This is a genomic window from Streptomyces sp. NPDC003035 (assembly GCF_042888285.1).
Classification (GTDB): Bacteria; Actinomycetota; Actinomycetes; order Streptomycetales; family Streptomycetaceae; genus Streptomyces.
Genome location: NZ_JBIAPJ010000009.1, coordinates 205,085 through 228,423, shown reverse-complemented (window position 1 = coordinate 228,423; position 23,339 = coordinate 205,085). Strand labels below are relative to the sequence as shown.

The window sequence follows — 23,339 nt, the reverse complement described above, 5'->3', positions numbered from 1 at the left end:
TTGCGTACCACGGTTGTTCGGCCGGGGTCCCAGGGTCGGGGCGGCGCCGCCCGACGAGTGCCCGTCAGGCGTGGGTACGGGTGGCCGGGTTGCGGGCGGTCAGGGTGACCCCGACCGCCACGGTCGCCGCCGCGACCACACCGGCCGCCAGAACCGCCCAGCGGCCGGCGAACGTGCACATCAGGATCGCGAGGGAGGAGGCGGGCAGGACGGCCTGCTGTGCGATGCCGACCTTGAAGTAACGGGCGTGGAGCAACCACACGCACAGCAGGAACAGCGCGGCGGGGATCGTCACGGCGGCGGACGCGGCGAGCGTGGAGATGTGGGCCTTGCCCACGGCCTGTTCGACGGCGATCTCGATACCGGCGCCGATGGCGGCGGCGGAGGCGAAGATCAGATAGTGGCCGTAGCCCCAGAGGAACCCCTTCCGGTTGGAGGTCAGGCGGTCGTGGGCGGGCACGACGAAGTACACCCACCACGCGGCGTAGACGATCAGCAGGCCACCGGCGGCGATGGGGAGCAGCTCGTCGAGGGCGTCGTACTCCGCGATGCCCGTCTTCACGGCGACGGTCGCGGCGGCGATCGTCTCGCCGAGCACGATGATCGTGAACAGGCCGTAGCGCTCGGCGATGTGGTGCGGGTGCCACTGGGTGGTGACGTCCTTCTCCGCGAACACCGGGACCGCCAGCTCGGCGACGGCCATGACGAGGAAGATCCACGGGCGGGCCGCATCGGGGGCGTAGAGCAGCGACGTCCAGCCGATCTGGCAGAGGACGACCCCGCCCGCGTACCGGCGGCACATCGTGCGCTCGGCGGCGTCCCTCGCGTGGTGGGCGGCGCGCAGCCACTGGAAGGAGAGGGCGAGCCGCATGACGACGTAGCCGAGCACCACGACGAGGAAGTCGTCCTCGAAGGCGCGCGAGACGCCGGCGGCGAGGACGAGGACGCCGACGATCTGGACGAGCGTGACGACGCGGTAGAGGGCGTCGTCGTTGTCGTAGGCGGAGGCGAACCAGGTGAAGTTCATCCAGGCCCACCAGATGGCGAAAAAGACCATCGCGTAGTGGGCGATGCCGTCGGCGGTGTGGGCCTCGGCGACCGCGTGCACGAGCTCGGCTCCGGCCTGGGCGACGGCGACGACGAAGCAGAGGTCGAAGAAGAGCTCGAGCGGTGTGGCGGCGCGATGCGCCTCGGCGCGGGAGCGCGCGGTGAGGGGCAGGAACGGTTGCGTCATGCGGCCCAGCACACCAGAGGCCCTGATGCCGCGACCCCCGCGGCACGCTGAACGGACCGGGGCGGGCCGACGCGCCACGCGGAGACCGGCACTCCGCGAGGGGAACGCCATCCGAGCGACACCCTCACTCGCTCGCGCCCCAGAACAGGCCAATATCGCGCATACAGCCCTAGCGTGACCGCGTGACCGAGCCACCGCAGGACCCCGCCGATCCGAGGCCGGGCCGGCCCGCCCCGACCGCGGCCTCCACGGCGTCGACCCCCAGCGTGACCGAGGAGCCCTCGGGCCACGGCTCCGGCGCCGGACCCGCGCCCGCGCCCGTCGTGCAGACGCCCGCCGGCGTGCGGCGGCGGGCCACGCTCACCGGGACCGCCGTCTCCGTGCTCCTGATCGTCGCGATCGTCCTCGGCAGCCGGCTCCTGCGCGACTTCGACTCGGCGCTCCTCCCGTACGCCGTCGCCACCGTCTTCCTCGCCTTCGGCGTCGCCTACCGCTACACGGTCTGGGTCTCCGCCCCCGGCGCCCGCCGCCTCTTCACCCAGGGCCGGCGCTCCTTCTTCTCCGTCGCCAACTTCCGCCGCGCCCCCACCGCCCTGCCGAAGATGATCGTCACCTATCTCGGCTTCCAGAAGTTCCTCGGCGCCCGCTCCCACGCCCGCTGGGCCGCCCACCAGCTGATCTTCTGGGGCTGCGTCCTCGCGGCCCTGATCACCTTCCCGCTCACCTGGGGCTGGTTCACCTTCACCTCCTCCACCGGCGCCGGTCCCGGCTACGAGATGCGGATCTGGGGCTTCAAGATCCTCGGCTTCGACTCGCTGAACATCGTCGGCTGGCTGATGTTCCACGGCCTCGACATCGCCGCCGTCCTCGTCATCCCCGGCGCCTCCTACTTCCTGTGGCGCCGCATGAAGGACCGCGGCGCCGGCACCGGCCAGCGCTTCGCCTACGACCTGGTCCCGCTCATCGCCCTGATCGTCATCTCCGTGACCGGACTCCTGCTCACCTTCTCGTCGATCTTCCTGCACGGCGGCGGCTACGCGTTCCTGGCGATCCTCCACATGGTGGCGGTGGTCTTCACCCTCATCTACATCCCCTTCGGGAAGTTCTTCCACATCGTCCAGCGGCCCGCCGCCGTCGGTATGCAGCTCTTCAAGTACACCTCCCGCACGAAGGACGAGCAGGCCCTCGCCTGCCGCCGCTGTCAGGAGCCCATCGACACCGCCCCCTACGTCGAGAACCTGCGGGGCACCATGCGCGACCTGAAGCTCGACTTCGACGCCTGGGCCGAATACTGCCCCCGCTGCAAGCGCGTCCTGCGCGGCAACGCCTACCTCACCCACGTCAAGAAAGGCTTCTAGTGACGCAGCAACAGGTGGGGCGGCACCCCCTTCCGCTCGACCCCTCCCTCGCCCCGCCCGGCACCCGCGCCTTCCGCGACGCCGGAGGCATCCCCGCCGACCGCTGGCACGCCGACCAGAACGGCGAGACGCTCGTCCCCACCCACTGCTGCTTCTGCGGCGTCCAGTGCGGCATGTATCTCCGCGTCGACAACGGCGGCAAGGTCTTCGGCGTCGAGCCCCGCAACCACGACATCAACCGGATGCGGCTCTGCCCCAAGGGCATCAACGCCTACCAGCAGGTCAACCACCCCGACCGGCTCACCTCCCCCCTCCTGCGCCGGAACCGCGACGAGCCCTTCCGCGAGGCGAGCTGGGAGGAGGCGCTCGACTTCACCGTCTCCGAGATCCGCCGCATCCAGGCCGAGTACGGCAACGACTCCTTCGGCCTGCTCGGCGGAGCCAGCCTCTTCTCGGAGAAGACGTATCTCGTCGGCAAGTTCGCCCGCGTCGCCCTGAAGTCCCGGCACGTCGACTACAACGGCCGCCTGTGCATGGTCTCCGCCGCCGGCGCCAACAAACTGGCCTTCGGTATCGACCGGGCCGGCAATCCGTTCTCCGACATCCTCCTCACCGACTGTCTGCTCATCGCGGGCTCCAACGTCGGCGAGTGCTTCCCCGTGATGACCCAGTACCTCTGGGGAGCGCGGGACCGTGGCGCCACCCTGATCGTCGTCGACCCGCGCGAGACGGCGATCGCCCGCACCGCCGACCTCCATGTCGCCCTCAAGCCCGGCACCGATTCCGCCTTCTTCAACGCGGTCCTCCATGTGATCGTCGCCGAGGGCCTCACCGACGAGGCCTTTCTCGCCGAGCACACCACCGGCTGGGACGAGGTGAGGAAGACCGTCGAGGCCTACCCGCCCTCCCGCTCCGCCGAGATCTGTGGCGTCCCCGAGGAACAGATCGTGCGGACCGCCCGGATGTTCGCCGGCGCGGACAAGGCCATGGCCTGGCACGCCCGAGGCGTCGAACACCACTCCCAGGGCGTCGAGAACTGCCTGACGATCATCAACCTGTGCACGGCCACCGGCAACATCGGCAAGCCGGGCGCCGGCTACGGCACCATCACCGGCCAGGGCAACGGTCAGGGCGGCCGCGAACACGGCCAGAAGTCCGATCTGCTGCCCGGCGGCCGCTCCATCGGCAACCCCGAGCACCGCCGCCAGATCTGCGAGATCTGGGGCATCGAGGAGTCCGAACTCCCGCCCGCCGGCACCTCCATGATGGAGATGGTCTGGCAGATGCAGCGCGAGGAGATCCGCGGCCTGATCGGCATCTGCAACAACCCCTTCGTCTCCCTCCCGAACTACGCGACCGTCAAGAACGGTTACGACACCCTCCAGTTCCACGCCCAGTTCGACTTCTTCCTCTCCGAGACCGCCGCCAACGCGCACGTGGTCTTCCCCGTCACCGTCTGGGCCGAGGACGAAGGCGTGATGGCCAACGCCGAGGCCCGGGTCGTCAAGCACAACAAGGCGCAGGAACCGCCCGCCGGGGTCCGCACCGACACCTGGGTGATCTGCGAGCTCGCCAGGCGCCTGGGCGCCGGCGACAAGTTCGCCTTCCCCGACTCCCGCTCCGTCTTCGAGGAGCTCCGCGTCGCCTCCGCCGGAACGGTCAACGACTACTACGGCATCACCTACGAACGCCTGGAGGAGACCGGCGGCATCGCCTGGCCCTGCCCCTCCACGGACCACCCGGGCACCCCACGCCTCTTCGAGGACGGCAGGACCTACCACCCGGACGGCACGATCCACCTCCAGGTCGTCGAATGGCACCCGCCCATGGACCCGTACAGCGAGGAGTACCCCCTCTCGCTCACCACCGGCCGCACCGTCGCCCACTTCCTCTCCGGCAACCAGACCCGCCGCCTGGGCGCCCTCGTCGAACAGGCCCCGCGCCCCTGGGTCGAGGTCCACCCCTCCCACGGCTTCCGCAACGGCGACCCCGTCCGCGTCGTCACCCGCCGCGGCAGCGAGGTCTTCCCCGCCCTGGTCACCGAGGCGATCCGCCCCGACACCGTCTTCGTCCCCTATCACTGGCCGGTCCCCACCGCCGCCAACGCCCTCACCGTCGACGCCCTCGACCCCCGCTCCAAGATCCCCGAGTACAAGGTCTGCGCCGCCAGGATCGAGGCCGCGGAACGGATCGACGAGGTCCCGGCGCCGCCGACCGCCCCGGGACACGTCGCCTACCCGGAGACCCAGGTCTCCCGCACCGACCCCCTGCCCCCCACGTCCCCCCAGGGCCGTGGCACCGCGGAGAGGAGCTGACGCCGCACATGATGGGCCGCACGATCTTCATCGACCCCGGGCGCTGCATCGGCTGCCAGGCGTGTGTCTCCGCCTGCCGCGAGTGCGACTCGCACCGGGGCACGTCGATGATCCACCTCGACTACCCCGACGAGGGCCACTCCGTCGCCTCCCTCCCGACCGTCTGCATGCACTGCGAGGACCCGGTCGCCCCCTGCGCCGAGGTCTGCCCCGCCGACGCGATCCTCGTCACCGCCGACGGCGTGGTGCAGCAGGCGGACACCACCCGCTGCATCGGCTGCGCCAACTGCGTCAACGCCTGCCCCTTCGGCGTCCCGAAGATCGACCTCCAGGCGAAGCTGCAGATGAAGTGCAACCTCTGCTACGACCGCACCGCCTACGGCCTCGCCCCGATGTGCGCGACCGTCTGTCCGACCGGCGCCCTCTTCTACGGCACCCTCGAAGAGCTCCGCGCCGAACGCCCCGGCGTCCAGGTCGCCGACTCCTTCACCTTCGGCTCCACCACCGTCTCCACCGGAGTGGCGATGGTCGTCCCCGCCGACAAGGTCCAATGGCCGGTCCCCGGCGGCCTCCCCGTCGTCCAGATCAACGGAGTGGACGTGAGCGCCCGATGAGCGTCACCGAGCAGCCCCCCACCGGCGGCCCCGGGCCGGCCGGCCCCGAGACCGACACCGACGCCGCCCAGGAAGCGCTGCACGATCGCATCGCGGCCGACTCGCTCACTACCCGGCGCGACTATCTGCGGATCGTCGCCACCGTCTCCGGCGGTCTGGCCGCCGGGGGCATCGGCGTCGCCTCCGGCATGCTGCACCGCCACGGCGACTCGGACGGGAGGCCCGCGCCGAAGAAGATCGCCGACCAGCTGCTGCCCGGCGAGTCCCTGGCGTTCCGGTACCCCGGGCAGGAGGACCGGGCGGTCGCCGTCCGGCTGGAGGACGGCACCCTCGCCGGCTACTCGGCCGTCTGCACCCACCTCGCCTGCGCCGTGCTGTGGCGCAAGGACCGGGGCAGCGAGGGAGAGCTGTACTGCCCGTGCCACGAAGGAGTCTTCGACGCCCGTACGGGAGAGGTGACCGCGGGCCCGCCACCGCGCGCGCTGCCCAAGGTGCTCGTGGTGGAGGAAACCGACGGCAGCATCTGGGCCGTCGGCACCACGCGCTCCGGAGAGAGCGTCCAGGAGGGACTGTGCCGCCAGCTCGGCGAGGAGCGACCCGACCTGGCCGAACGGGTCGGCTGCCCGGGGCTCTCGGCGCGCGGAGCGGGGACGAGGAGCGAGCGGACATGACCGACACCCCCTTCCCCCGAGACCCGGAAGCCCCCGGCCCCGCGTACACACCGGGCAGTGCGCAGCCCCGCCTGAACCGCCCCGTCCACGAGCGCTATCCGCAGATCCGGCCGACCAGCGGCTACGGCGATCCGCGGATCCGCCACACCGGCCCCGGCCCGGGCGCCGGCACCGAGCAGGAGCCCGAGCGCTCGGCGAAACTGAGCGCGCGTCTCGCCCTGGCCCTCACGGTCGTCATCGGCCAGCTGTGGGGTCTGACGATCGTGGTCGACGAGTGGATGGCGGGCGACACCGGCACGGCCTGGTGGGGTGCGGGCTTCCTGGTCCTGTCGTTCCTCGTCGTCCTGGGCCTGTGGCTGATCGACCCGAAGGACCGCTGATCCAGGCGGTGCGAGGCCCATGTCCCGGCGTACCCTGGAGATATGAGCACCGCCCCCGCCCACGGACCGCGAGACGCGAAGCAGCCCGGCGACCAGCCCAACCCCGAGAACACCCGGAAGCCGAAACTGATCTTCGACGATCCGTTGGACCAGCAGTCCGCGGACGATACGGACCGTGGGTGGGGCGAGCGGCCTCCTGGCGGCAGTGACAGCGCCGCCGATCTCGCGCGCTTCCTCGACGAGAAGCCGCCGCACCACCTCTGACGCCGGTGCGAGTCGCCGGCTAGGGGGTGGGGTGCGTCCCCACCCCGGTGCCGGAGCTCGGGCCGCGCTGGGCGACCAGGTGGTCGCGGATCTCCTTGAGCACCTCCAGCTCGCTGACCTCCATCGTCTCCTTGACACCCTCCCGGGCCTTCTCCGCGTCGGCCCGCCTGGCCAGGTACTTCGCCATGGGCAGGACCATGAGGAAGTAGACGACGGCCGCGGTGATCAGGAAGCTCAGGGTGGCGCTGAGGACCAGTCCCCACTCGATCTGGATGCCCTGCACCTCGCCGTTCACGAGCTGGCAGGTGCCCTTCAGGCAGGACTTGTAGCCCTCCAGGTCCTTGGTGCCGAAGGCGCCGACCACCGGGCTGATGACACCCTTCACCAACGCGTTCACGATGTTGGTGAACGCGGCGCCGATGACGACCGCCACGGCCAGGTCGATCACGTTGCCGCGCATGAGGAAGGCTTTGAAGCCCGCCATCACGCTTTCCTTCTTCGCAGTCACCAGGGTGCCTTTCGTTGCGCGTGCAGTCAGCTGAGCCATTAGGCCGCGAAGGACGCTGGGGCGTCCAATCCGTACACACGGAACGGTTACGTGACAGGTAAGCCGTACGAATCAGCACAGCGTCACCGCCAGCTGGGAGGTGACCCCCGCGCCCGCCAGAGCCGTCGCCGTCGACCGGGGAACGGACAGAACGATCAGCGCCCCGCCGTCCGAACGAGTCTCACCCGTGCGCGGAACCTCGGCCACCCGGGCGCCCGTAGCGACGACGCGGGCCGCTCCGGCCCCGCCCATCGGCGAGTTGAGAGCGGCGATCACGTCGACCCGGTCGCCGGGGCGCAGCAGCCGCACGGTCGCCGCGTCCGCGATCCGTACCGGAGCCGACACCAGTCGCACCGCGACCGGCCGGCGCTGCTCCTTCACCGCCGGGCGCGTCGGCGGATCCGCGGACACCTCGCCCCCGCCCGCCACCGCCAGCGCGGCCGCGCTCATCGCGAGGATCGCGGCCGGTGCACGCCGTCGGCGCCGCAGGGCGCGTCGCAGCCGCTGCCGCCCGCCCCGCACCCGCAGCGGCTCGAACCGCGGAACACCGCAGGTCTCGGGAACGGGGGAGCGGCCGAGGGAAGGAGAGAGGGAAGGAGAGGTCGAGGTCGTCATCGCGTGAACCGCCTGTCAGGAGTCGCGTACCGTCCCCGGACCGGCCGTCCGGAGAACCGCTCTCACCATCCCGGCTCCGCGAAGATCCCGCTCGCGCCTGTGGACCGACGCAAGCCTGTGGACAACTCCCTCACCCCTCAGGGGGGTTCACGGCAGTCACACCCCCAGGGGATTACGGCAGCTCGATCCCCAGGTCCCACCCGTCGTGCGCATGCGTGCACAGGCAGTCCCTGTCCGCCGTGTCCGGCAGCGCTCCGACCGCGTCGAACAGGACCTCCCGCAGCCGCCCGACGTTCTCGCCGAACACCCGCAGGACCTCCGTGTGAGAGACCCCTTCACCCGTCTCCGCGCCCGCGTCCAGGTCCGTGACCAGCGCCAGCGAGGTGTAGCAGAGCCCCAGTTCCCGGGCGAGGACGGCCTCGGGGTGCCCGGTCATCCCCACCACCGACCACCCGGCCGCCGCGTGCCAGCGCGACTCCGCGCGGGTCGAGAACCGCGGCCCCTCGACGACGACCATCGTGCCGCCGTCCACCGGCTCCCAGCCCCGCCCCCGGGCCGCCTTCAGGGCCACGCGGCGCCCGTCCGGGCAGTACGGGTCGGCGAAGGTGGTGTGCACGACGTTCGGCACCGCTCCGCCCCAGGCCGCCGGCAGCGGCTCCCCGTCGAAGTACGTCTGCACCCGCGTCTTCGTCCGGTCCACCAGCTGATCCGGTACGACGAGCGTCCCGGGCCCGTACTCCTCCCGCAGCCCGCCCACCGCGCACGGTCCCAGTACCTGCCGGACGCCCAGCGAGCGCAGCGCCCAGAGATTGGCGCGGTAGTTGATCCGGTGCGGCGGCAGAGTGTGGCCGCGGCCGTGCCGCGGCAGGAACGCGACCTGCCGCCCCGCGATCTCGCCGACGAAGACCGAGTCGCTCGGGCTGCCGTACGGGGTGTCGACGGACACCTCCGTCACGTCCTCCAGGAAGGAGTAGAACCCCGAGCCGCCGATCACACCGATGTCCGCGTACGCGTTGGTCGCCATGGCGGTCAGATTAACTGCCCGCACCACGCGGAAAGCCCCACCGCGCACAGCGGTGGGGCTTTCGCAGGACGATCTCAGGCGGCCGAGCTGGAGCTCGACGAGCTCGACGAGGTCGACGTCGTGCTCGACGAAGCGGCGGGCTTCGAGTCCGAGGAGGACGTGGACGACGCCGTGGACGCCGGCTTCGACGACGAGGACGCGGCGGAGCTGCTGGACGACGAGCCGCGGCTGTCGTTCCGGTAGAAGCCGGATCCCTTGAAGACGATGCCGACCGCCGAGAACACCTTCTTCAGGCGTCCCTTGCAGCTGGGGCACTCGGTCAGCGCGTCATCGGTGAACTTCTGCACCGCCTCGAGGCCCTCGCCGCACTCGGTGCACTGGTACTGGTAGGTCGGCACTTGTCTTCCTCCTGGCACTCACACTCATCGAGTGCTAACGACGATCCATAGTGACGTATTCCGCGGGATCAGTCCACCGTCACCGGCACTCGGTGACCGATACCACGTGCCGCGACCCGACCCGGAGCCCGGGGGGCCAGCCGCGAGCGCAGCGCGAGCAGCGTGGCCAGCGCGAGGGCGGTACCGACCAGCGGCACCAGGAATCCGGTGCTCGCGCCGTGCTCGTCGGCGAGCCGGCCGGCGACCGTCACGGCCGCCGCCTGTCCCAGCGCCACCGCGCCCGTGAGCCAGGTGAAGGCCTCGGTACGGGCGGAGGCCGGGACCAGGGTCTCGACGATGGTGTAGCCGGTGATGAGGGCCGGGGCGATGCACAGGCCCACGATCAGGCCGAGGGCGCCGAGCAGCAGCACGGAGTGCGCGGACCAGAGCAGTGAGGCCGCCACGGTCAGTCCGGCGTAGCCCAGGATCAGGCGTCGGCGCGGGCCGATCTTCCAGGCGACGGCGCCGCACGCGATGCCCGCGAGCATGTTGCCCGCGGCGAAGATCCCGTAGAGCAGACCATTGGCGCCGGGGTTGCCGATCTCCTCGGAGAACGCGGTCAGCGAGACCTGCATTCCGCCGAAGACCGATCCGATGCCCAGGAAGGCGACGGCCAGGACCCGCACGCCGGGGATCGACAGGGCGGAGACGCGCGGCCCGCCGGAGGCCGCGGCGACGAGCCCGTAGACGGGCTGGGTGCGCCGCTGCGCGGCGAAGAACAGGCCGCCGAAGAGGGTGAGCGCCGCCTCGGCGATCAGACCGGCCGCCGGGTGCACGCCGGTGCACAGCGCCGTGGCCAGCACCGGTCCGACGACGAACGTGAACTCGTCCGTGACCGACTCGAAGGCCGCGGCCGTCGACATCAGCGGGGAGTTCTCCAGCTTCGCCGCCCAGCGGGCGCGGACCATCGGCCCGACCTGCGGGACGGAGGCACCGGCCGGTACGGCGGCGAGGAACAGGGCCCACATCGGGGCGCCGGTCAGGGCGAGCACCACGAGCAGGGAGACCGCGGCGGAGTGGATGAGGACGCCGGGGACCAGCACGGCGCGCTGGCCGAAGCGGTCGGCGAGCTTGCCGCTCTGCGGGGCGAAGATCGCCATCGAGACGCCGGTGGCGGCGGCGACCGCGCCCGCGGTGCCGTACGAGCCGGTGGTGTGCTGGACGAGCAGGACGATGCCGATCGTCAGCATCGCGAACGGCTGCCGGGCGGCGAAGCCGGGCAGCAGGAAGGACAGGGCACCGGGGGTGCGCAGGAGCTGTCCGTATCCGGCGCGCCTGCCGGGCTTGCCCGACGTCTTCGCAGGCGTGTCAGAAGTGACCGTGGACACCACGGTCCTTGCCTTTCTGCCGCCTGGTAGCGCGCCCCTGCACGGTGGTGCGGGCGCTGCCGAGAGCTGTCCTCATGCGCGGAACTGCGGTAGATACCGGGCCCCACTGCGGAGGGCGTCACGGCCGCCATACGGTCGCGCCAGCTCTGCGTCAGGCAGAGTTGGTTCGATCTGGTGTGCCTTCATGGTACAGGGAAGGGCGCCTTCCCGCCTGGGAAAACGCCCTTCCGCTCGAAACTATGCCTGTGATTAACCGGACGTTCATCTTTCGCCCGAACCGCCTCAGCCGGACGTCCGCTTTCCGCCCGTGCCCGGCAGATGCGGCCAGTGCCCGGGGGACCGGTGCGCGGTGACGGCCGTGGCGCCGCCCGTCCCGAGCCAGCCCGCCAGCTTTCCGCCCTGCCCGACGGCGCGCAGCCGCCGCTCCGTGGCGTCCCGTACCGGATCGGTCGCGACGACGAGCAGCTCGTCCCCGCGCCGCAGCACGGTCGCCGGACCGGGCACGAAGCTCTTGTCCTCCCGTACGACGAGGGTGACCGCGGCCCCGGCCGGGAGGCGCAGCTCGGCGACCTCCACGCCGTGCATCTTCGAGCCCTGCGGGATGGCGACGGAGAGCAGATGCCCGCGCAGCCGCTCCAGCGGCGCGGACTCGACGCCCAGGTCGGCGGCCTCCGAGGAGTCGCCGAGCTTCAGCGCCTTCGCCAGCCAGGGCAGCGTCGGCCCCTGCACCAGCGTGTAGACGACGACGAGGATGAAGACGATGTTGAAGACCCGCTCGCTGCCCGCGATCCCGGAGACCATCGGGATCGTCGCGAGAATGATGGGGACGGCTCCGCGCAGGCCGGCCCAGGACATCAGGGCCTGCTCCTGCCAGGGGATGCGGAACGGCAACAGGCTGGCGAAGACCGACATGGGTCGCGCCACCACCGTCAGGACCAGGCCGATGGCGACCGCCGGCCAGAAGTCGCCGACCAGCTTGCTCGGGGTCACCAGCAGACCCAGCAGCACGAACATGCCGATCTGGGCGATCCAGCCGAGCCCCTCCGCGAAACCCCGGTTGGCCGGGGCGTGCGGGAGCTTGGCGTTGCCGAGGATCACCGCGGCCAGATAGACGGCGAGGAAGCCGGAACCGTGGGCCATCGCGCCCGCCGCGTACGCCACCACCGCGATGGCCATCACGGCGATCGGGTAGAGGCCGGAGGCGGGCAGGGCCACGTGTCGCAGTCCGAAGGAGCCGAGGAAGCCGACCGCGAGGCCGATGGCGGCGCCGATGGCCAGTTCCAGGACGATCGTGCCGACCAGGACGTACCAGCTGTCGACGGGCCCGACCGTCGAGAAGGCGATGACGAGGATGACGACCGGGGCGTCGTTGAAGCCGGACTCGGCCTCCAGGACGCCGGTCACCCGCGAGGGCAGCGGAACCTTGCGCAGGACGGAGAAGACGGCGGCGGCGTCCGTCGAGGAGACGACCGCGCCGATGATCAGCGCCTGGCGCCACTCCAGGCCGACCAGGTAGTGGGCGGCCGCGGCCGTGATGCCCACGCTCACCGCGACGCCGAGGGTCGACAGGACGACCGCCATCGGCAACGCGGGTTTGATCTCCTTCCACTTGGTGCCCAGGCCACCCTCGGCCAGGATCACCACGAGCGCGGCATAGCCGATGACCTGGGTCAGTTCGGCGTTGTCGAAGGCGACGTTGCCGATCCCGTCCTGCCCGATGGCGACCCCGATCCCGAGATACAGCAGCAGGCTGGGGAGCCCGCTCCGGGACGAGATCCGCACCGCCGCGACAGCGATGAGCAGCACGAGCGAGCAGATGAGCAGGAGTTCATTGAGCTGGTGGACAGTCAGTGGCCGATCCTTCCCCTCGCGTGCGGCCGGATCGTTCCTCCAGCAGCCGGTACTTCGTTACCTTACCTAATCTTTAACGCTTTCTTGACGCGCTTCCGATGTCCGAGCACGCGGCCCCGCGACGGCCGGTGCCGTCCGCTTACCGGCACCGCGTCCGGGCCGCCCGGACGCTGCGCCTAAGGTTGCTCCCGTACTCCAGGACCACCCTGCCCCTCGAAGGACAGAGATGCCCTCCAACACGACCGCGCCCCCCGCCAAGAAGAAGGGGCGGCGCGCCCGCCTGATCGTCCTCGTCCTGGCCCTCGCACTGGTGGCGGGCATCGGTTACGGCGGGTACTGGGGCGTCAGCACCGTCCGCGGCTCGTTCCCGCAGACCACGGGCGAACTCCACCTCGACAAGCTGTCCGGCCAGGTCGAGGTCAAGCGCGACGCCTACGGGGTGCCGCAGATCTACGCCGACACCGAGGCCGACCTCTTCCGCGCCCAGGGCTTCGTGCAGGCCCAGGACCGCTTCTACGAGATGGACGTCCGCCGCCACATGACGTCGGGCCGCCTGTCCGAGATGTTCGGCAAGGACCAGGTCGACACCGACGCCTTCCTGCGCACCCTGGGGTGGCGTCAGGTGGCCCAGGAGGAGTACGACAAGGTCCTGTCGGCGGAGACGAAGAAGAACCTCCAGGCGTACGCGGAGGGTGTCAACGCCTATCTCAAGGACCGGGACGCCTCGGACATCTCGGTCGAGTACGCGGCGCTGGCCTTCTCCCACGACTACGAGATCGAGCCCTGGACGCCCGTCGACTCGGTGGCCTGGCTCAAGGCGATGGCGTGGGACCTGCGCGGCAACATGCAGGACGAGATCGACCGCTCCCTGATGACGAGCCGGCTGAGCCCCGAGCAGATCAAGCAGCTGTACCCGGAGTACCCGTACGACCGTAACCGGCCGATCGTCGAGGGAACGGGCAAGGGCGGCGCCGGCTCGACGGACGGCGACGGCAGCGGCACCGACGGCTCCACCGACGGCTCCACCGACGGCTCCACGGACGGCACCGGAACGGGCACCAACGGCAGTGCGGACGACGCCCTGCAGGGCACGCAGTCCCAGCTCGGCGCGCTCTCCGACGCGCTCGACGAGATCCCCGCGCTGCTCGGCCCCAACGGCAACGGCATCGGCTCCAACTCCTGGGTCGTCTCGGGCCGGTACACGACCTCCGGCAAGCCGCTGCTCGCCAACGACCCGCACCTCGCTCCGATGCTGCCGTCCCTCTGGTACCAGATGGGTCTGCACTGCCGCTCCGTCTCGGCCACCTGCCGTTACGACGTCTCCGGCTACACCTTCTCCGGTACGCCCGGCGTGATCATCGGCCACAACGACACCATCGCCTGGGGCCTCACCAACCTCGGCGCCGACGTCACCGACCTCTACCTGGAGAAGATCGGGGACGCGGGCTACCTCGTCGACGGACGGGTCAAGCCGTTCGTGACCCGCGAGGAGACGATCAAGATCGCGGGCGGCGGCAGCCGGAAGATCACCATCCGCTCGACCGGCAACGGTCCGCTCGTCTCCGACCGCTCCTCCGAGCTGGAGAAGGTCGGCCAGAAGGCCCCCGTCGGCAACGCCGCCCCGGACCGCGGAACCGGCTACGCCGTCTCCCTCCGCTGGACCGCGCTGCAGCCCGGCAAGTCCATGGACGCCATCTTCGAGCTCAACCGCGCCAAGAACTTCAAGCAGTTCCGCGCAGCCGCCAAGCACTTCGAGGTCCCGTCCCAGAACCTGATCTACGCCGACGCGGAGAACATCGGCTACCAGGCGCCCGGCAAGATCCCGCGCCGCGCCAAGGGCCACAACGGCACCGTGCCCGCTCCCGGCTGGGACTCCGCGTACGCGTGGAAGGGCTACATCCCGTACGACGAGCTGCCGTACGAGGAGAACCCCGAGCGCGGCTACATCGTCACCGCCAACCAGGCCGTCGTCGACGCCGACAAGTACCCCTACCTCCTTACGGAGGACTGGGGATACGGCTCGCGCAGCCAGCGGATCAACGACCTCATCGAGTCGAAGACCAAGGACGGCGGAAAGATCTCGCCGGACGACATGCGGACCATGCAGATGGACAACCGCAGCGAGATCGCGACGCTCCTCAACCCGCTCCTGCTGAAGATCGACATCTCGGACCCCTACGTCCGCGAGGCGCAGAAGCTGCTCGAGGGCTGGGACTACACCCAGGAGCCCGACTCGGCCGCCGCCGCGTACTTCAACGCGGTCTGGCGCAACGTCCTCAAGCTCGCCTTCGGGGACAAGCTCCCCAAGGAGCTGCGGGCCGAGGGCGATTGCATCAGTGTCCGCCCGGCCGACTCCACCGGACTGCCGGTGGACGAGCAGAACAAGCGGGTACGGGAGTGCGGCGAGCGCGACGGCGACACCGCGCAGCCGGACGGTGGCGACCGCTGGTACGAGGTGGTCCGCCCGCTCCTCAAGCAGGAGAACAGCGAGTGGTGGAAGACCGAGGCCAACCGCAAGGACCAGGCCACCGAGAACCGTGACCAGCTGCTCGCCCGGGCCATGGAGGACGCCCGCTGGGAGCTGACAGCCAAGCTCGGCAAGGACGTCTCCACCTGGAGCTGGGGCCGCCTGCACCAGCTGACCCTGCAGAACCAGACCCTGGGCACCGCCGGGCCGGGCTTCATCCAGTCGATGCTCAACCGCGGCCCCTGGAACCTGGGCGGCGGCGAGGCGGCGGTGAACGCGACCGGCTGGAACGCGGCCGGCGGCTACGAGGTCATCTGGGTCCCGTCGATGCGGATGGTCGTCAACGTCGGCGACTGGGACAGGTCACGCTGGATCAACCTGTCCGGCGCCTCGGGCCACGCGTACCACCCGCACTACACCGACCAGACCGACGCCTGGGCGAAGGGCGAGCTGCTCGACTGGTCCTTCGGCAAGGCGGCGGTCGACGCCTCCACGAAGGAGACGCTGATCCTCAAGCCGTAGAAGGCTTCAGGGGCGCTCGAAGCGTCTGACCCCCTCCGGGGTCACCACCGCGTGCACGGGGTGGTCGTGCGGTTCCTCCGGGACCCGGGCGACCACCTCGTTCGCGTAGAGGAACACCACCAGGGACGGATGGGCGTCCGCCCGCGCGAGCCGGGCGAGCACCCGGTCGTACGAGCCGCCGCCCCGCCCCAGGCGCATCCCGCGCTCGTCGACCGCGAGGCCGGGCAGCAGCACCACGTCGGCCTCGCACACCGCCTCCGGCCCGAGCCGCGGCCCGATCGGCTCCAGCAGTCCGCGGCCGGCCTTCGCGAGACCCTCGGCGCCCTCGTACACGGCCCAGTCGAGGTCGTTGTCGGGCAGCAGCACCGGCAGCAGGACGCGGACCCCGCGCGCGTGCAGCGCGTCGAGCAACGCGCGCGTGCCCGGCTCGCGGCCCACCGACACATAGGCGGCCACGGTCGACGCCTCCGCCACCGCGGGCAGCTCCAGCGCACCCCGGGCGAGCAGCTCCCCGGCGGATTCGGCGACATGAACGGGAAGCTCGGCGCGGGCGGCCAGAAGCAAGCGGCGCAGGGCGGCCTTCTCGGCCCTGTCGGCCGTCACCGGGGACTCACCGGGACTCATGTGAACTCACGAACCTCTCGTACCTGTCGTATCCGCAGGAAGCCAATGGGAGGCCCATCTTCCTCTCATATCGAACGGCTATCATTCGCGCATGACTCAGTCCCCTCCCAGGATCAGCAAGGCTGTCATCCCGGCCGCCGGTCTCGGTACGCGCTTCCTTCCCGCCACCAAGGCCACACCGAAGGAAATGCTTCCGGTCGTCGACAAGCCCGCGATCCAGTACGTCGTCGAGGAGGCCGCATCGGCCGGCCTCTCCGACGTCCTCATGATCACCGGTCGGAACAAGCGTCCCCTGGAGGACCACTTCGACCGGAACTATGAGCTGGAGGAGGCGCTGGTCCGCAAGGGCGACGCCGAGCGCCTGTCGAAGGTGCAGGAGTCCAACGACCTGGCGACGATGCACTACGTGCGCCAGGGCGACCCGCGCGGTCTGGGTCACGCCGTGCTCTGCGCGGCCCCGCACGTCGGCGACCAGCCCTTCGCCGTGCTGCTCGGCGACGACCTGATCGACCCGCGCGACCCGCTGCTCTCCCGGATGGTGGAGGTGCAGGAGCGGGAGGGCGGCAGCGTCATCGCGCTGATGGAGGTCGAGCCCTCGCAGATCCACCTCTACGGCTGCGCCGCGGTCGAGGCGACGATCGACTCCGACGTCGTGAAGGTGACGGACCTGGTCGAGAAGCCGTCCCCGGAAGAGGCCCCCAGCAGCTACGCGATCATCGGCCGTTACGTCCTGGACCCCGCCGTGTTCGAGATACTGCGCGAGACCGAGCCGGGCCGCGGCGGCGAGATCCAGCTGACCGACGCCCTGCAGAAGCTCGCCCAGGACGAGAAGGTCGGCGGCCCGGTCCACGGCGTCGTCTTCAAGGGCCGGCGCTATGACACCGGTGACCGCGGGGACTATCTGCGTGCCATTGTCAGACTCGCGTGCGAACGTGAAGACCTGGGCCCGGACTTCCGGACCTGGCTCCGCGGTTACGTCAGCGAGGAGATGTAGCACCTTGAGCAGCAGTGCGGCACCGGTGTCCGGCGATCCGTCCGCAAGCGTGTCCGGCGACGCGTCCAGCGATCCCTGCGCGGGTCCGTCCCGCGACCTGTGGTCGGTGGACGAGCACCTGGCCGACATCCTGGCGGCGGTCTCCCCGCTCGAACCCATCGAGCTGCAACTGCCCGAGGCCCAGGGCTGTGTCCTGGTCGAGGACGTCACGGTGCCGGTCGCACTGCCTCCGTTCGACAACAGCTCCATGGACGGATACGCCGTCCGCGTCGCCGATGTCGCCGGTGCCACCGAGGAGTTCCCGGCGGTCCTGACCGTCATCGGCGACGTGGCCGCCGGCGCCGGCGGCCTGCCCTCCGTCGGCCCCGGCCAGGCCGCCCGGATCATGACCGGCGCCCCGCTGCCGCCCGGCGCCGAGGCCGTCGTCCCGGTCGAGTGGACCGACGGCGGTACGGGCGGGGGAGCGGCGAGCGGCATGCGCGCCGCCAGCGCCGCCCCGGAGGGCGCGGGCGGCGAGGTCCGTGTCCACCGGCCCGCCGAGGCCCGCGCGCACGTCCGCGCGCGGGGCAGCGACGTCCAGGCCGGTGACCTGGCCCTGGAGGCCGGGACGATCCTCGGGCCGCCCCAGATCGGGCTGCTCGCCGCGATCGGCCGCGCCACGGTGCGGGTGCGCCCCCGCCCGCGCGTCGTCGTGCTCTCCACCGGCAGCGAACTGGTCCAGCCCGGCGAGGAGTTGGGCCAGGGGCAGATCTACGACTCCAACAGCTTCGCGCTGGCCGCCGCCGCGCGCGACGCCGGAGCCATCGCCTACCGGGTCGGCGCCGTCACCGACGAGGCGGAGACGCTCCTGGCGACCATCGAGGACCAGCTGATCCGCGCCGACCTGCTCGTCACCACGGGCGGGGTCAGCGTGGGCGCGTACGACGTGGTCAAGGAGACGCTGAGCGCCGACGGGCGGGTCGACTTCCGCAAGCTGGCCATGCAGCCGGGCAAGCCGCAGGGCTTCGGGACGATCGGCCCCGAGCACACCCCGCTGCTCGCCCTGCCGGGCAACCCCGTCTCCTCGTACGTCTCCTTCGAGCTGTTCGTACGGCCCGCGATCCGGGCCCTGATGGGTCTCCCGGATCTGCACCGCCCACAGGTCCGCGCCGTGCTGAAGGCCGACAAGGCGCTCTCCTCGCCGGCCGGCCGGCGCCAGTTCCTGCGCGGGACGTACGACGCCGAGTCGGGCACCGTCACTCCGGTGGGCGGAGCGGGCTCCCACCTGATCGCCGCGCTCGCGCAGGCGAACGCGCTGCTCGTCGTACCCGAGGAGGCCACGGAAGTGGAGCCGGGCCGTGAGCTGGACGTGGTCCTCCTCGGCTGAGGAGGCCCTGGTGGCGGTACCGTGGCGTCCCACACAGCGACCGGGAGTGTCACGGCCATGAGCACGCAGCAAGGACTCACCCACATCGACGAGGCGGGTGCGGCCCGCATGGTCGACGTCTCCGCGAAGGACGTCACGGCGCGGACCGCGCGGGCCAGCGGCCGCGTCCTCGTCTCGCCGCGCGTGATCGAGCTGCTGCGGGGTGAGGGCGTACCGAAGGGCGACGCGCTCGCCACCGCCCGGATCGCCGGGATCATGGGCGCGAAGAAGACCCCCGACCTCATTCCGCTCTGCCACCCGCTGTCCGTCTCGGGCGTGACGCTCGACCTCACGGTCGCGGACGACGCGGTGGAGATCCTCGCGACCGTGAAGACGACGGACCGTACGGGCGTGGAGATGGAGGCCCTGACGGCGGTCTCGGTGGCGGCGCTGACGGTCGTCGACATGATCAAGGCGGTCGACAAGGGCGCGGTCATCTCCGACGTACGGGTGGAGGAGAAGACGGGCGGCAAGTCGGGCGACTGGACCCGGGAAGGGGCCGAGTCGTGACGCGCGGGGGCCGGGTGGCGGGGGCGCACGAGCACGAGGACCACGCCCACGAGGAGCAGGCCCGCGAGAGCCACGCCCACGAGGGCCATGCCCCTGCGGCGCTGGGCGAAGGCATCGGCGGCGCCCTCACCGCCCCGTACTCCGCTCTGGTCGTCACCGCCTCCAACCGCGCCGCGGCCGGTGTCTACGAGGACAAGGGCGGCCCGCTGCTCGCCGAGGGGCTGCGGCGGATGGGCTTCGCGGTCGACGGCCCGCAGGTCGTCCCGGACGGCGGGCCGGTCGAGGCTGCGCTCCGGGCCGGGGTCGAGGCCGGGTACGACGTCATCCTCACCACCGGCGGCACCGGCATCTCGCCGACCGACGCCACCCCCGAGGCCACCCGCCGGGTCCTCGACCACGAGATTCCCGGCATTCCCGAGGCGATCCGCGCGTACGGCCGCGAGAAGGTCCCGACCGCCGCGCTCTCCCGCGGCCTCGCGGGCGTCGCGCGCGGGACCGTGATCGTGAACCTGCCGGGGTCCTCGGGCGGGGTCCGCGACGGCATCGCCGTAATGGAACCACTGCTGCGGCACGCGGTCGACCAGGTCCGCGGCGGTGACCACCCCAGAGCCGACGCGGATCCGGGCCCGGCGTCATGATCCCGTCCTGGCCCGTGGTCCTCTCCGACGGAGACGTCGTGCTCCGCCCGATAAAGCTGCGTGACCAGCGGGCCTGGCGCGAGGTGAACCGGCGCAACCGGGATTGGCTGCGCCCGTGGGAGGCGACGATTCCGCCGCCCGCCCCCGGCGGTCCGGTCGCGCAGCGGCCGACGTACCGGCAGATGGTCCGTCATCTGCGGGCGGAGGCGAACGCCGGCCGGATGCTGCCGTTCGTGATCGAGTACCAGGGCCGGCTCGTCGGTCAGCTGACGGTGGCGGGGATCACCTGGGGCTCGATGTGCTCGGGCCACGTCGGCTACTGGGTGGACAGCGCGGTGGCCGGACGCGGCGTCATGCCGACGGCGGTCGCGCTCGCCGTGGACCACTGCTTCCGTACGGTCGGGCTGCACCGGATGGAAGTCTGCATTCGGCCCGAGAACGGTCCCTCGCGACGGGTCGTGGAGAAATTGGGATTCCGGGAGGAAGGGCTCCGGCCGCGCTACCTCCACATCGACGGCGCCTGGCGGGACCATCTCGTCTTCGCGCTCACCGCCGAGGAAGTGCCCGAGGGGCTGCTGCGCCGCTGGCACCAGGCACGTCCCTCCCACCCGGCAAAATAAAATAAGTGTTCGAATTCAATCAGCAGTTGATCCTCAATCGATCTGAACAATCACAAAAAAGTTCAGTGATATCAGCCAGATCGTGCGACACACCGGGCCAATTGGCCGATGCCCCCGCGCGAACCCCTCTACGGTGTGAGGCGTGAGCAGCAGCGGCCTCATCTACGCAGTCATCGTCGGGGCCTGGGCCGCCTACTTGGTACCGATGTGGCTCCGCAGGCAGGACGAGCTCAACGAGGCCCGTCCGACGGAACGCTTCAGCACCGCCATCCGACTGCTGTCCGGACGGGCGGGGATGGAGCGCCGGTACGCCAAGGAGCTGAAGGACCGGGACCGTGGGGCGGACGACGGGGAGCCCGACGTGGACCCGGACGCCGAGACGGAGCATCTGAGCTCGGTCGACGTCCGGGCCTTTTCCGCGCCCGCGGCCAGGACGGAAGCCCGCCTGGAGATCCCGGAACCGGCACCCGCCCCGGCACCTGCCCCGGCGCCCGCGCCCGCACCTGCTGTCGCGCGGAGACCCTCGAAGGCGGCCGCGGAGCGTGCCCGCCGCGGCAAGGTCCTCGCCCGGCGCCGACGCACCACGGTCGTCCTCTTCCTCGCCTTCACCCTCGGCACGGTCGTCGCCGCGGTCGGCGGCCTCACGTTCCTGTGGGCACCGGCGGTCCCGGCCGTGCTGCTGACCGCGTACATCGTGCATCTGCGGACGACGGAGCGCCGGCGCTTCGTGTACGTGATGGACCGGCGCCGCGCCGAGGCGGCGGCGGCGCGCCTGCGCGAGAGCCGGCCGCAGCGCCGGCAGCCGGTGCCGGACACGGACGAGGAGCCGGCCCGACCGGAACCCGAACCGTCCCCCGTGGTCTCCCCGCAGGAGGCCGGCCGCCGCGCGCTCGTCGAGCAGACGGACCACGCGGAGTGGGTGGACCAGCAGCGCGAGCGCGGCCCGGCCCGCGGGGACAGCTGGGAGCCGGTCCCGGTCCCGCTCCCCACGTACGTCACCGCCCCGGTCGCGCCGCGCGCGACGAGCGGCGTCGACATCACGGACCCGGAGACCTGGAGCTCGGCCCGCTCCTCCACGGCCGCGGACCCGACCCCGGCTCCGTCCGCGTCCTCGACGCCCGCACCGGCCCCACGCCAGCGCACCAACCCCCCGCGCCGCCAGCGCGACCACGGCCGCACCCCGCTCTTCGACCAGTACGCGGACGAGGACCGCCCCCGCGCGGCCAACGAATGACCCTCGGCCGCGGGCCCTTCGGGACCCGCGGCTGACCTGCGGGGGAACGGATTTCCTCGCAGCCCGATCGGGATGCTAATGTTTCACACGTCGCAAGGGCCTGTGGCGCAGTCTGGTAGCGCACCTCGTTCGCATCGAGGGGGTCTGGGGTTCAAATCCCCACAGGTCCACAAGCGCAACGACGAGATCCCGTCCGATCGAAAGATCGGGCGGGATCTTCGTCGTTTCCGGACCCGGAGGGCATCCCCGACGAGGGTCCCGCCGACCAGGACCGGCCGGGGCGCTCCGCCGGCCCGCCGGCCGGCCCTTCCGGCGTTCCATCCCGCCGTTCTAGGGCTGGCTGTTCTCGCAGGTCAGAAGGGGTGGAACGTCCCAGCGTCCCGTGTCGGCGGTGGGCGCTGGCGGGGACGACGGACCGGGTCGCAGGGTGGTGACCAGCCGCCGGACGAGGCGGTCGTCACCATCTACGGGGAGTTCCCATGCGTACCTTCCGCATCCGCACCACCGTCCTTGCCGCCACCACCGCCGCGCTCGCTCTCGCACTCACCGCCTGCGGCGGGGCGGACGGCGCCGGTACGAAGGACGAGGGAGCCGCCGCGTCCGTCTCGAAGGTCACGCCGGGCGCCGACTCCGGCACCACGGGCAGCGGCACCTCTGGAGGCTCCGGCACCTCCGGAAGCTCCGGCACCTCCGGAAGCTCCGGCACCTCCGGAGGCGCCGGCACCTCCGGTGGGGACGCGTCGGCGTCGGCGACGTCCGCCGCGCAGACCGGGGCCAAGAAGAAGAACGACGGCAAGACCCCGGCCTGCACCGTCGACGACGTGAAGATCTCGGCGGTCAAGCAGGACGGCGTGCCCACCACGCACATCACCCTGACGGCGACGAACGTCTCGGGACGCTCCTGCACGCTGCTCCAGTACCCGCTGATCGCGTTCGGCGACATCCAGACGGCCAAGGACGTGCCGTCCGTCGCCAAGAGCAAGCCGGCCACGACCGTCGTGCTCTCCGCCGGGGCCCCGGCCTACGCGGCCGTGCGGATCAACGAGGGTGGTGTCGACGAGGAGAACCGCGCGGTGTCGTCGTTCCACGTGAACCTCTTCGCCGCGGACGGCCCGGCCGAGGGCAGCGAGGTGGTCGGCGCGCCCGCGGGCGGCATCGCCGTCGACGACGCGGTCGCCAAGACCGGCTACTGGACGTACGAGCTGCGCAACGGGGCCGACGAGTTCTGATCCCTCCACGCCAGGGTTGAGGCGGCCGCACCGATGCGGCCGCCTCAACTTCGCCACCTCGCCCTGGTCATGGGGTCCGGGCGATCCACCGCTGGAGTGCGATGTGGGTGAAGTCGTCGAGCGTGCACAGCGCCTCGATGGCGTCGAGGTCGCCGGGCAGCGGGGCGATGCCCGCCGTGGTGAGCGCGGCGTGCAGCTCCAGCCGCCGCCGGTCCGCCGGCTCCAGCACCACGGACAGCCGCGTGCCGGGCACCGGCGCGGGGAGCGGGTAGTCCTCGGGCTCCATGAAGCCGTGGGTGATGTGCGTCCGGGCCTCCGTCGGCCGCTCCTCGGCGAGGTCGTCGATGAACACGGCAGGGAAGCGGTAGGGATCGAGGTCCGCCACTTCGGTCGGGGCCGCGGTGAAAGACTGGAGCGCAGTCATGAGTTCCTCCTCGGTTGTCCTGCCACTGACCGGG

General features: G+C 71.3%; 23 protein-coding genes and 1 tRNA gene. 15 read left to right on the top strand and 9 right to left on the bottom strand.

The window, feature by feature from the left end:
• Positions 1–64: 64 nt before the first annotated feature.
• Positions 65–1,234, bottom strand: a complete 1,170-nt coding sequence (locus ACFYV5_RS27910) for a low temperature requirement protein A (RefSeq protein ID WP_389172890.1) — start codon at positions 1,232–1,234, stop codon at positions 65–67.
• 323 nt (positions 1,235–1,557) lie between these two features.
• Here ACFYV5_RS27910 and ACFYV5_RS27905 point away from each other — a divergent pair, with 323 nt between their 5' ends.
• Genes ACFYV5_RS27905 through ACFYV5_RS27880 form a run of 6 tightly spaced genes read left to right on the top strand, consistent with a single transcriptional unit; the run spans position 1,558 to position 6,836 of the window.
• Complete coding sequence (locus ACFYV5_RS27905) at positions 1,558–2,592, top strand: MFS transporter (protein WP_389173174.1); 1,035 nt, start codon at positions 1,558–1,560, stop codon at positions 2,590–2,592.
• Complete coding sequence (locus ACFYV5_RS27900; protein ID WP_389172888.1) at positions 2,592–4,907, top strand: molybdopterin oxidoreductase family protein; 2,316 nt, start codon at positions 2,592–2,594, stop codon at positions 4,905–4,907. Before ACFYV5_RS27905 ends, ACFYV5_RS27900 begins: the two co-directional genes overlap by 1 nt.
• Positions 4,908–4,915: 8 nt before the next feature.
• On the top strand, positions 4,916–5,521 hold the full coding sequence (locus ACFYV5_RS27895) for a 4Fe-4S dicluster domain-containing protein (protein WP_389172886.1): 606 nt from the start codon (positions 4,916–4,918) through the stop codon (positions 5,519–5,521).
• Positions 5,518–6,192 (top strand): Rieske (2Fe-2S) protein, encoded by a 675-nt coding sequence (locus tag ACFYV5_RS27890; protein WP_389172884.1) that lies wholly within the window; start codon positions 5,518–5,520, stop codon positions 6,190–6,192. Before ACFYV5_RS27895 ends, ACFYV5_RS27890 begins: the two co-directional genes overlap by 4 nt.
• A complete protein-coding gene (locus ACFYV5_RS27885; RefSeq protein ID WP_355113544.1) occupies positions 6,189–6,572 on the top strand; it encodes a hypothetical protein in 384 nt (127 codons plus the stop codon). Before ACFYV5_RS27890 ends, ACFYV5_RS27885 begins: the two co-directional genes overlap by 4 nt.
• Before the next feature lie 42 nt (positions 6,573–6,614).
• Positions 6,615–6,836: a hypothetical protein gene (locus tag ACFYV5_RS27880; protein ID WP_355113542.1), complete on the top strand. Its 222-nt coding sequence runs from the start codon at positions 6,615–6,617 to the stop codon at positions 6,834–6,836.
• Between the two features lie 19 nt (positions 6,837–6,855).
• Here ACFYV5_RS27880 and mscL read toward each other — a convergent pair whose 3' ends face one another.
• From mscL to ACFYV5_RS27850, 6 genes are all read right to left on the bottom strand, one after another.
• Positions 6,856–7,344, bottom strand: coding sequence for a large conductance mechanosensitive channel protein MscL (mscL, locus tag ACFYV5_RS27875; RefSeq protein WP_355113540.1), 489 nt, complete (start codon positions 7,342–7,344; stop codon positions 6,856–6,858).
• A gap of 111 nt (positions 7,345–7,455) precedes the next feature.
• Positions 7,456–7,998: a hypothetical protein gene (locus tag ACFYV5_RS27870; protein WP_389172881.1), complete on the bottom strand. Its 543-nt coding sequence runs from the start codon at positions 7,996–7,998 to the stop codon at positions 7,456–7,458.
• A gap of 172 nt (positions 7,999–8,170) precedes the next feature.
• Complete coding sequence (locus ACFYV5_RS27865) at positions 8,171–9,022, bottom strand: S-methyl-5'-thioadenosine phosphorylase (protein ID WP_389172879.1); 852 nt, start codon at positions 9,020–9,022, stop codon at positions 8,171–8,173.
• 74 nt (positions 9,023–9,096) lie between these two features.
• A complete protein-coding gene (locus ACFYV5_RS27860) occupies positions 9,097–9,420 on the bottom strand; it encodes an FmdB family zinc ribbon protein (RefSeq protein WP_389172877.1) in 324 nt (107 codons plus the stop codon).
• Between the two features lie 68 nt (positions 9,421–9,488).
• The gene (locus tag ACFYV5_RS27855) at positions 9,489–10,790 is read right to left on the bottom strand and encodes an MFS transporter (protein ID WP_389172875.1); all 1,302 of its coding nucleotides are present in this window, start codon (positions 10,788–10,790) and stop codon (positions 9,489–9,491) included.
• Between the two features lie 279 nt (positions 10,791–11,069).
• The gene (locus ACFYV5_RS27850; RefSeq protein ID WP_389172873.1) at positions 11,070–12,593 is read right to left on the bottom strand and encodes a potassium/proton antiporter; all 1,524 of its coding nucleotides are present in this window, start codon (positions 12,591–12,593) and stop codon (positions 11,070–11,072) included.
• A gap of 271 nt (positions 12,594–12,864) precedes the next feature.
• Between ACFYV5_RS27850 and ACFYV5_RS27845 the strand changes: the two genes are divergently transcribed.
• Positions 12,865–15,627 (top strand): penicillin acylase family protein, encoded by a 2,763-nt coding sequence (locus ACFYV5_RS27845; RefSeq protein WP_389172871.1) that lies wholly within the window; start codon positions 12,865–12,867, stop codon positions 15,625–15,627.
• Positions 15,628–15,633: 6 nt separating this feature from the next.
• On the opposite strand, the gene ACFYV5_RS27840 is transcribed toward ACFYV5_RS27845, so the two are convergent.
• The gene (locus ACFYV5_RS27840; protein WP_389172869.1) at positions 15,634–16,251 is read right to left on the bottom strand and encodes a 5-formyltetrahydrofolate cyclo-ligase; all 618 of its coding nucleotides are present in this window, start codon (positions 16,249–16,251) and stop codon (positions 15,634–15,636) included.
• Positions 16,252–16,342: 91 nt separating this feature from the next.
• On the opposite strand from ACFYV5_RS27840, the gene galU reads away from it, so the two are divergent.
• From galU to ACFYV5_RS27800, 8 genes are all read left to right on the top strand, one after another.
• Entirely contained in the window at positions 16,343–17,245 is a 903-nt protein-coding gene (galU, locus tag ACFYV5_RS27835; protein WP_355113524.1) for a UTP--glucose-1-phosphate uridylyltransferase GalU, read from the top strand.
• Between the two features lie 49 nt (positions 17,246–17,294).
• On the top strand, positions 17,295–18,611 hold the full coding sequence (glp, locus tag ACFYV5_RS27830; protein ID WP_355113849.1) for a gephyrin-like molybdotransferase Glp: 1,317 nt from the start codon (positions 17,295–17,297) through the stop codon (positions 18,609–18,611).
• Positions 18,612–18,668: 57 nt separating this feature from the next.
• Positions 18,669–19,160, top strand: coding sequence for a cyclic pyranopterin monophosphate synthase MoaC (moaC, locus tag ACFYV5_RS27825; RefSeq protein WP_355113522.1), 492 nt, complete (start codon positions 18,669–18,671; stop codon positions 19,158–19,160).
• 101 nt (positions 19,161–19,261) lie between these two features.
• Entirely contained in the window at positions 19,262–19,798 is a 537-nt protein-coding gene (locus tag ACFYV5_RS27820) for a molybdenum cofactor biosynthesis protein B (protein ID WP_389173171.1), read from the top strand.
• Positions 19,795–20,418, top strand: coding sequence for a GNAT family N-acetyltransferase (locus ACFYV5_RS27815; protein WP_389172866.1), 624 nt, complete (start codon positions 19,795–19,797; stop codon positions 20,416–20,418). The genes ACFYV5_RS27820 and ACFYV5_RS27815 overlap by 4 nt, the downstream gene beginning before the upstream one ends.
• 142 nt (positions 20,419–20,560) lie before the next feature.
• On the top strand, positions 20,561–21,652 hold the full coding sequence (gene glpR / locus ACFYV5_RS27810; protein ID WP_389172864.1) for a gephyrin-like molybdotransferase receptor GlpR: 1,092 nt from the start codon (positions 20,561–20,563) through the stop codon (positions 21,650–21,652).
• A 96-nt stretch (positions 21,653–21,748) separates the two neighbouring features.
• Positions 21,749–21,822, top strand: a tRNA-Ala gene (locus ACFYV5_RS27805).
• Positions 21,823–22,131: 309 nt separating this feature from the next.
• Positions 22,132–22,881, top strand: coding sequence for a DUF4232 domain-containing protein (locus ACFYV5_RS27800; protein WP_389172862.1), 750 nt, complete (start codon positions 22,132–22,134; stop codon positions 22,879–22,881).
• A 67-nt stretch (positions 22,882–22,948) separates the two neighbouring features.
• Here ACFYV5_RS27800 and ACFYV5_RS27795 read toward each other — a convergent pair whose 3' ends face one another.
• Complete coding sequence (locus ACFYV5_RS27795) at positions 22,949–23,305, bottom strand: hypothetical protein (RefSeq protein WP_355113514.1); 357 nt, start codon at positions 23,303–23,305, stop codon at positions 22,949–22,951.
• Positions 23,306–23,339: the final 34 nt, after the last annotated feature.

Excerpts from the sequence above, each read along its gene's own strand:
- ACFYV5_RS27910 (WP_389172890.1), bottom strand. The coding sequence starts at position 1,234 with ATGACGCAACCGTTCCTGCCCCTCACCGCGCGCTCCCGCGCCGAGGCG.
- ACFYV5_RS27895 (WP_389172886.1), top strand. The coding sequence starts at position 4,916 with ATGATGGGCCGCACGATCTTCATCGACCCCGGGCGCTGCATCGGCTGC.
- ACFYV5_RS27890 (WP_389172884.1), top strand. The coding sequence starts at position 5,518 with ATGAGCGTCACCGAGCAGCCCCCCACCGGCGGCCCCGGGCCGGCCGGC.
- ACFYV5_RS27885 (WP_355113544.1), top strand. The coding sequence starts at position 6,189 with ATGACCGACACCCCCTTCCCCCGAGACCCGGAAGCCCCCGGCCCCGCG.
- ACFYV5_RS27880 (WP_355113542.1), top strand. The coding sequence starts at position 6,615 with ATGAGCACCGCCCCCGCCCACGGACCGCGAGACGCGAAGCAGCCCGGC.
- ACFYV5_RS27870 (WP_389172881.1), bottom strand. The coding sequence starts at position 7,998 with ATGACGACCTCGACCTCTCCTTCCCTCTCTCCTTCCCTCGGCCGCTCC.
- ACFYV5_RS27865 (WP_389172879.1), bottom strand. The coding sequence starts at position 9,022 with ATGGCGACCAACGCGTACGCGGACATCGGTGTGATCGGCGGCTCGGGG.
- ACFYV5_RS27845 (WP_389172871.1), top strand. The coding sequence starts at position 12,865 with ATGCCCTCCAACACGACCGCGCCCCCCGCCAAGAAGAAGGGGCGGCGC.
- ACFYV5_RS27840 (WP_389172869.1), bottom strand. The coding sequence starts at position 16,251 with ATGAGTCCCGGTGAGTCCCCGGTGACGGCCGACAGGGCCGAGAAGGCC.
- galU (WP_355113524.1), top strand. The coding sequence starts at position 16,343 with ATGACTCAGTCCCCTCCCAGGATCAGCAAGGCTGTCATCCCGGCCGCC.
- moaC (WP_355113522.1), top strand. The coding sequence starts at position 18,669 with ATGAGCACGCAGCAAGGACTCACCCACATCGACGAGGCGGGTGCGGCC.
- ACFYV5_RS27815 (WP_389172866.1), top strand. The coding sequence starts at position 19,795 with ATGATCCCGTCCTGGCCCGTGGTCCTCTCCGACGGAGACGTCGTGCTC.
- ACFYV5_RS27800 (WP_389172862.1), top strand. The coding sequence starts at position 22,132 with ATGCGTACCTTCCGCATCCGCACCACCGTCCTTGCCGCCACCACCGCC.
- ACFYV5_RS27795 (WP_355113514.1), bottom strand. The coding sequence starts at position 23,305 with ATGACTGCGCTCCAGTCTTTCACCGCGGCCCCGACCGAAGTGGCGGAC.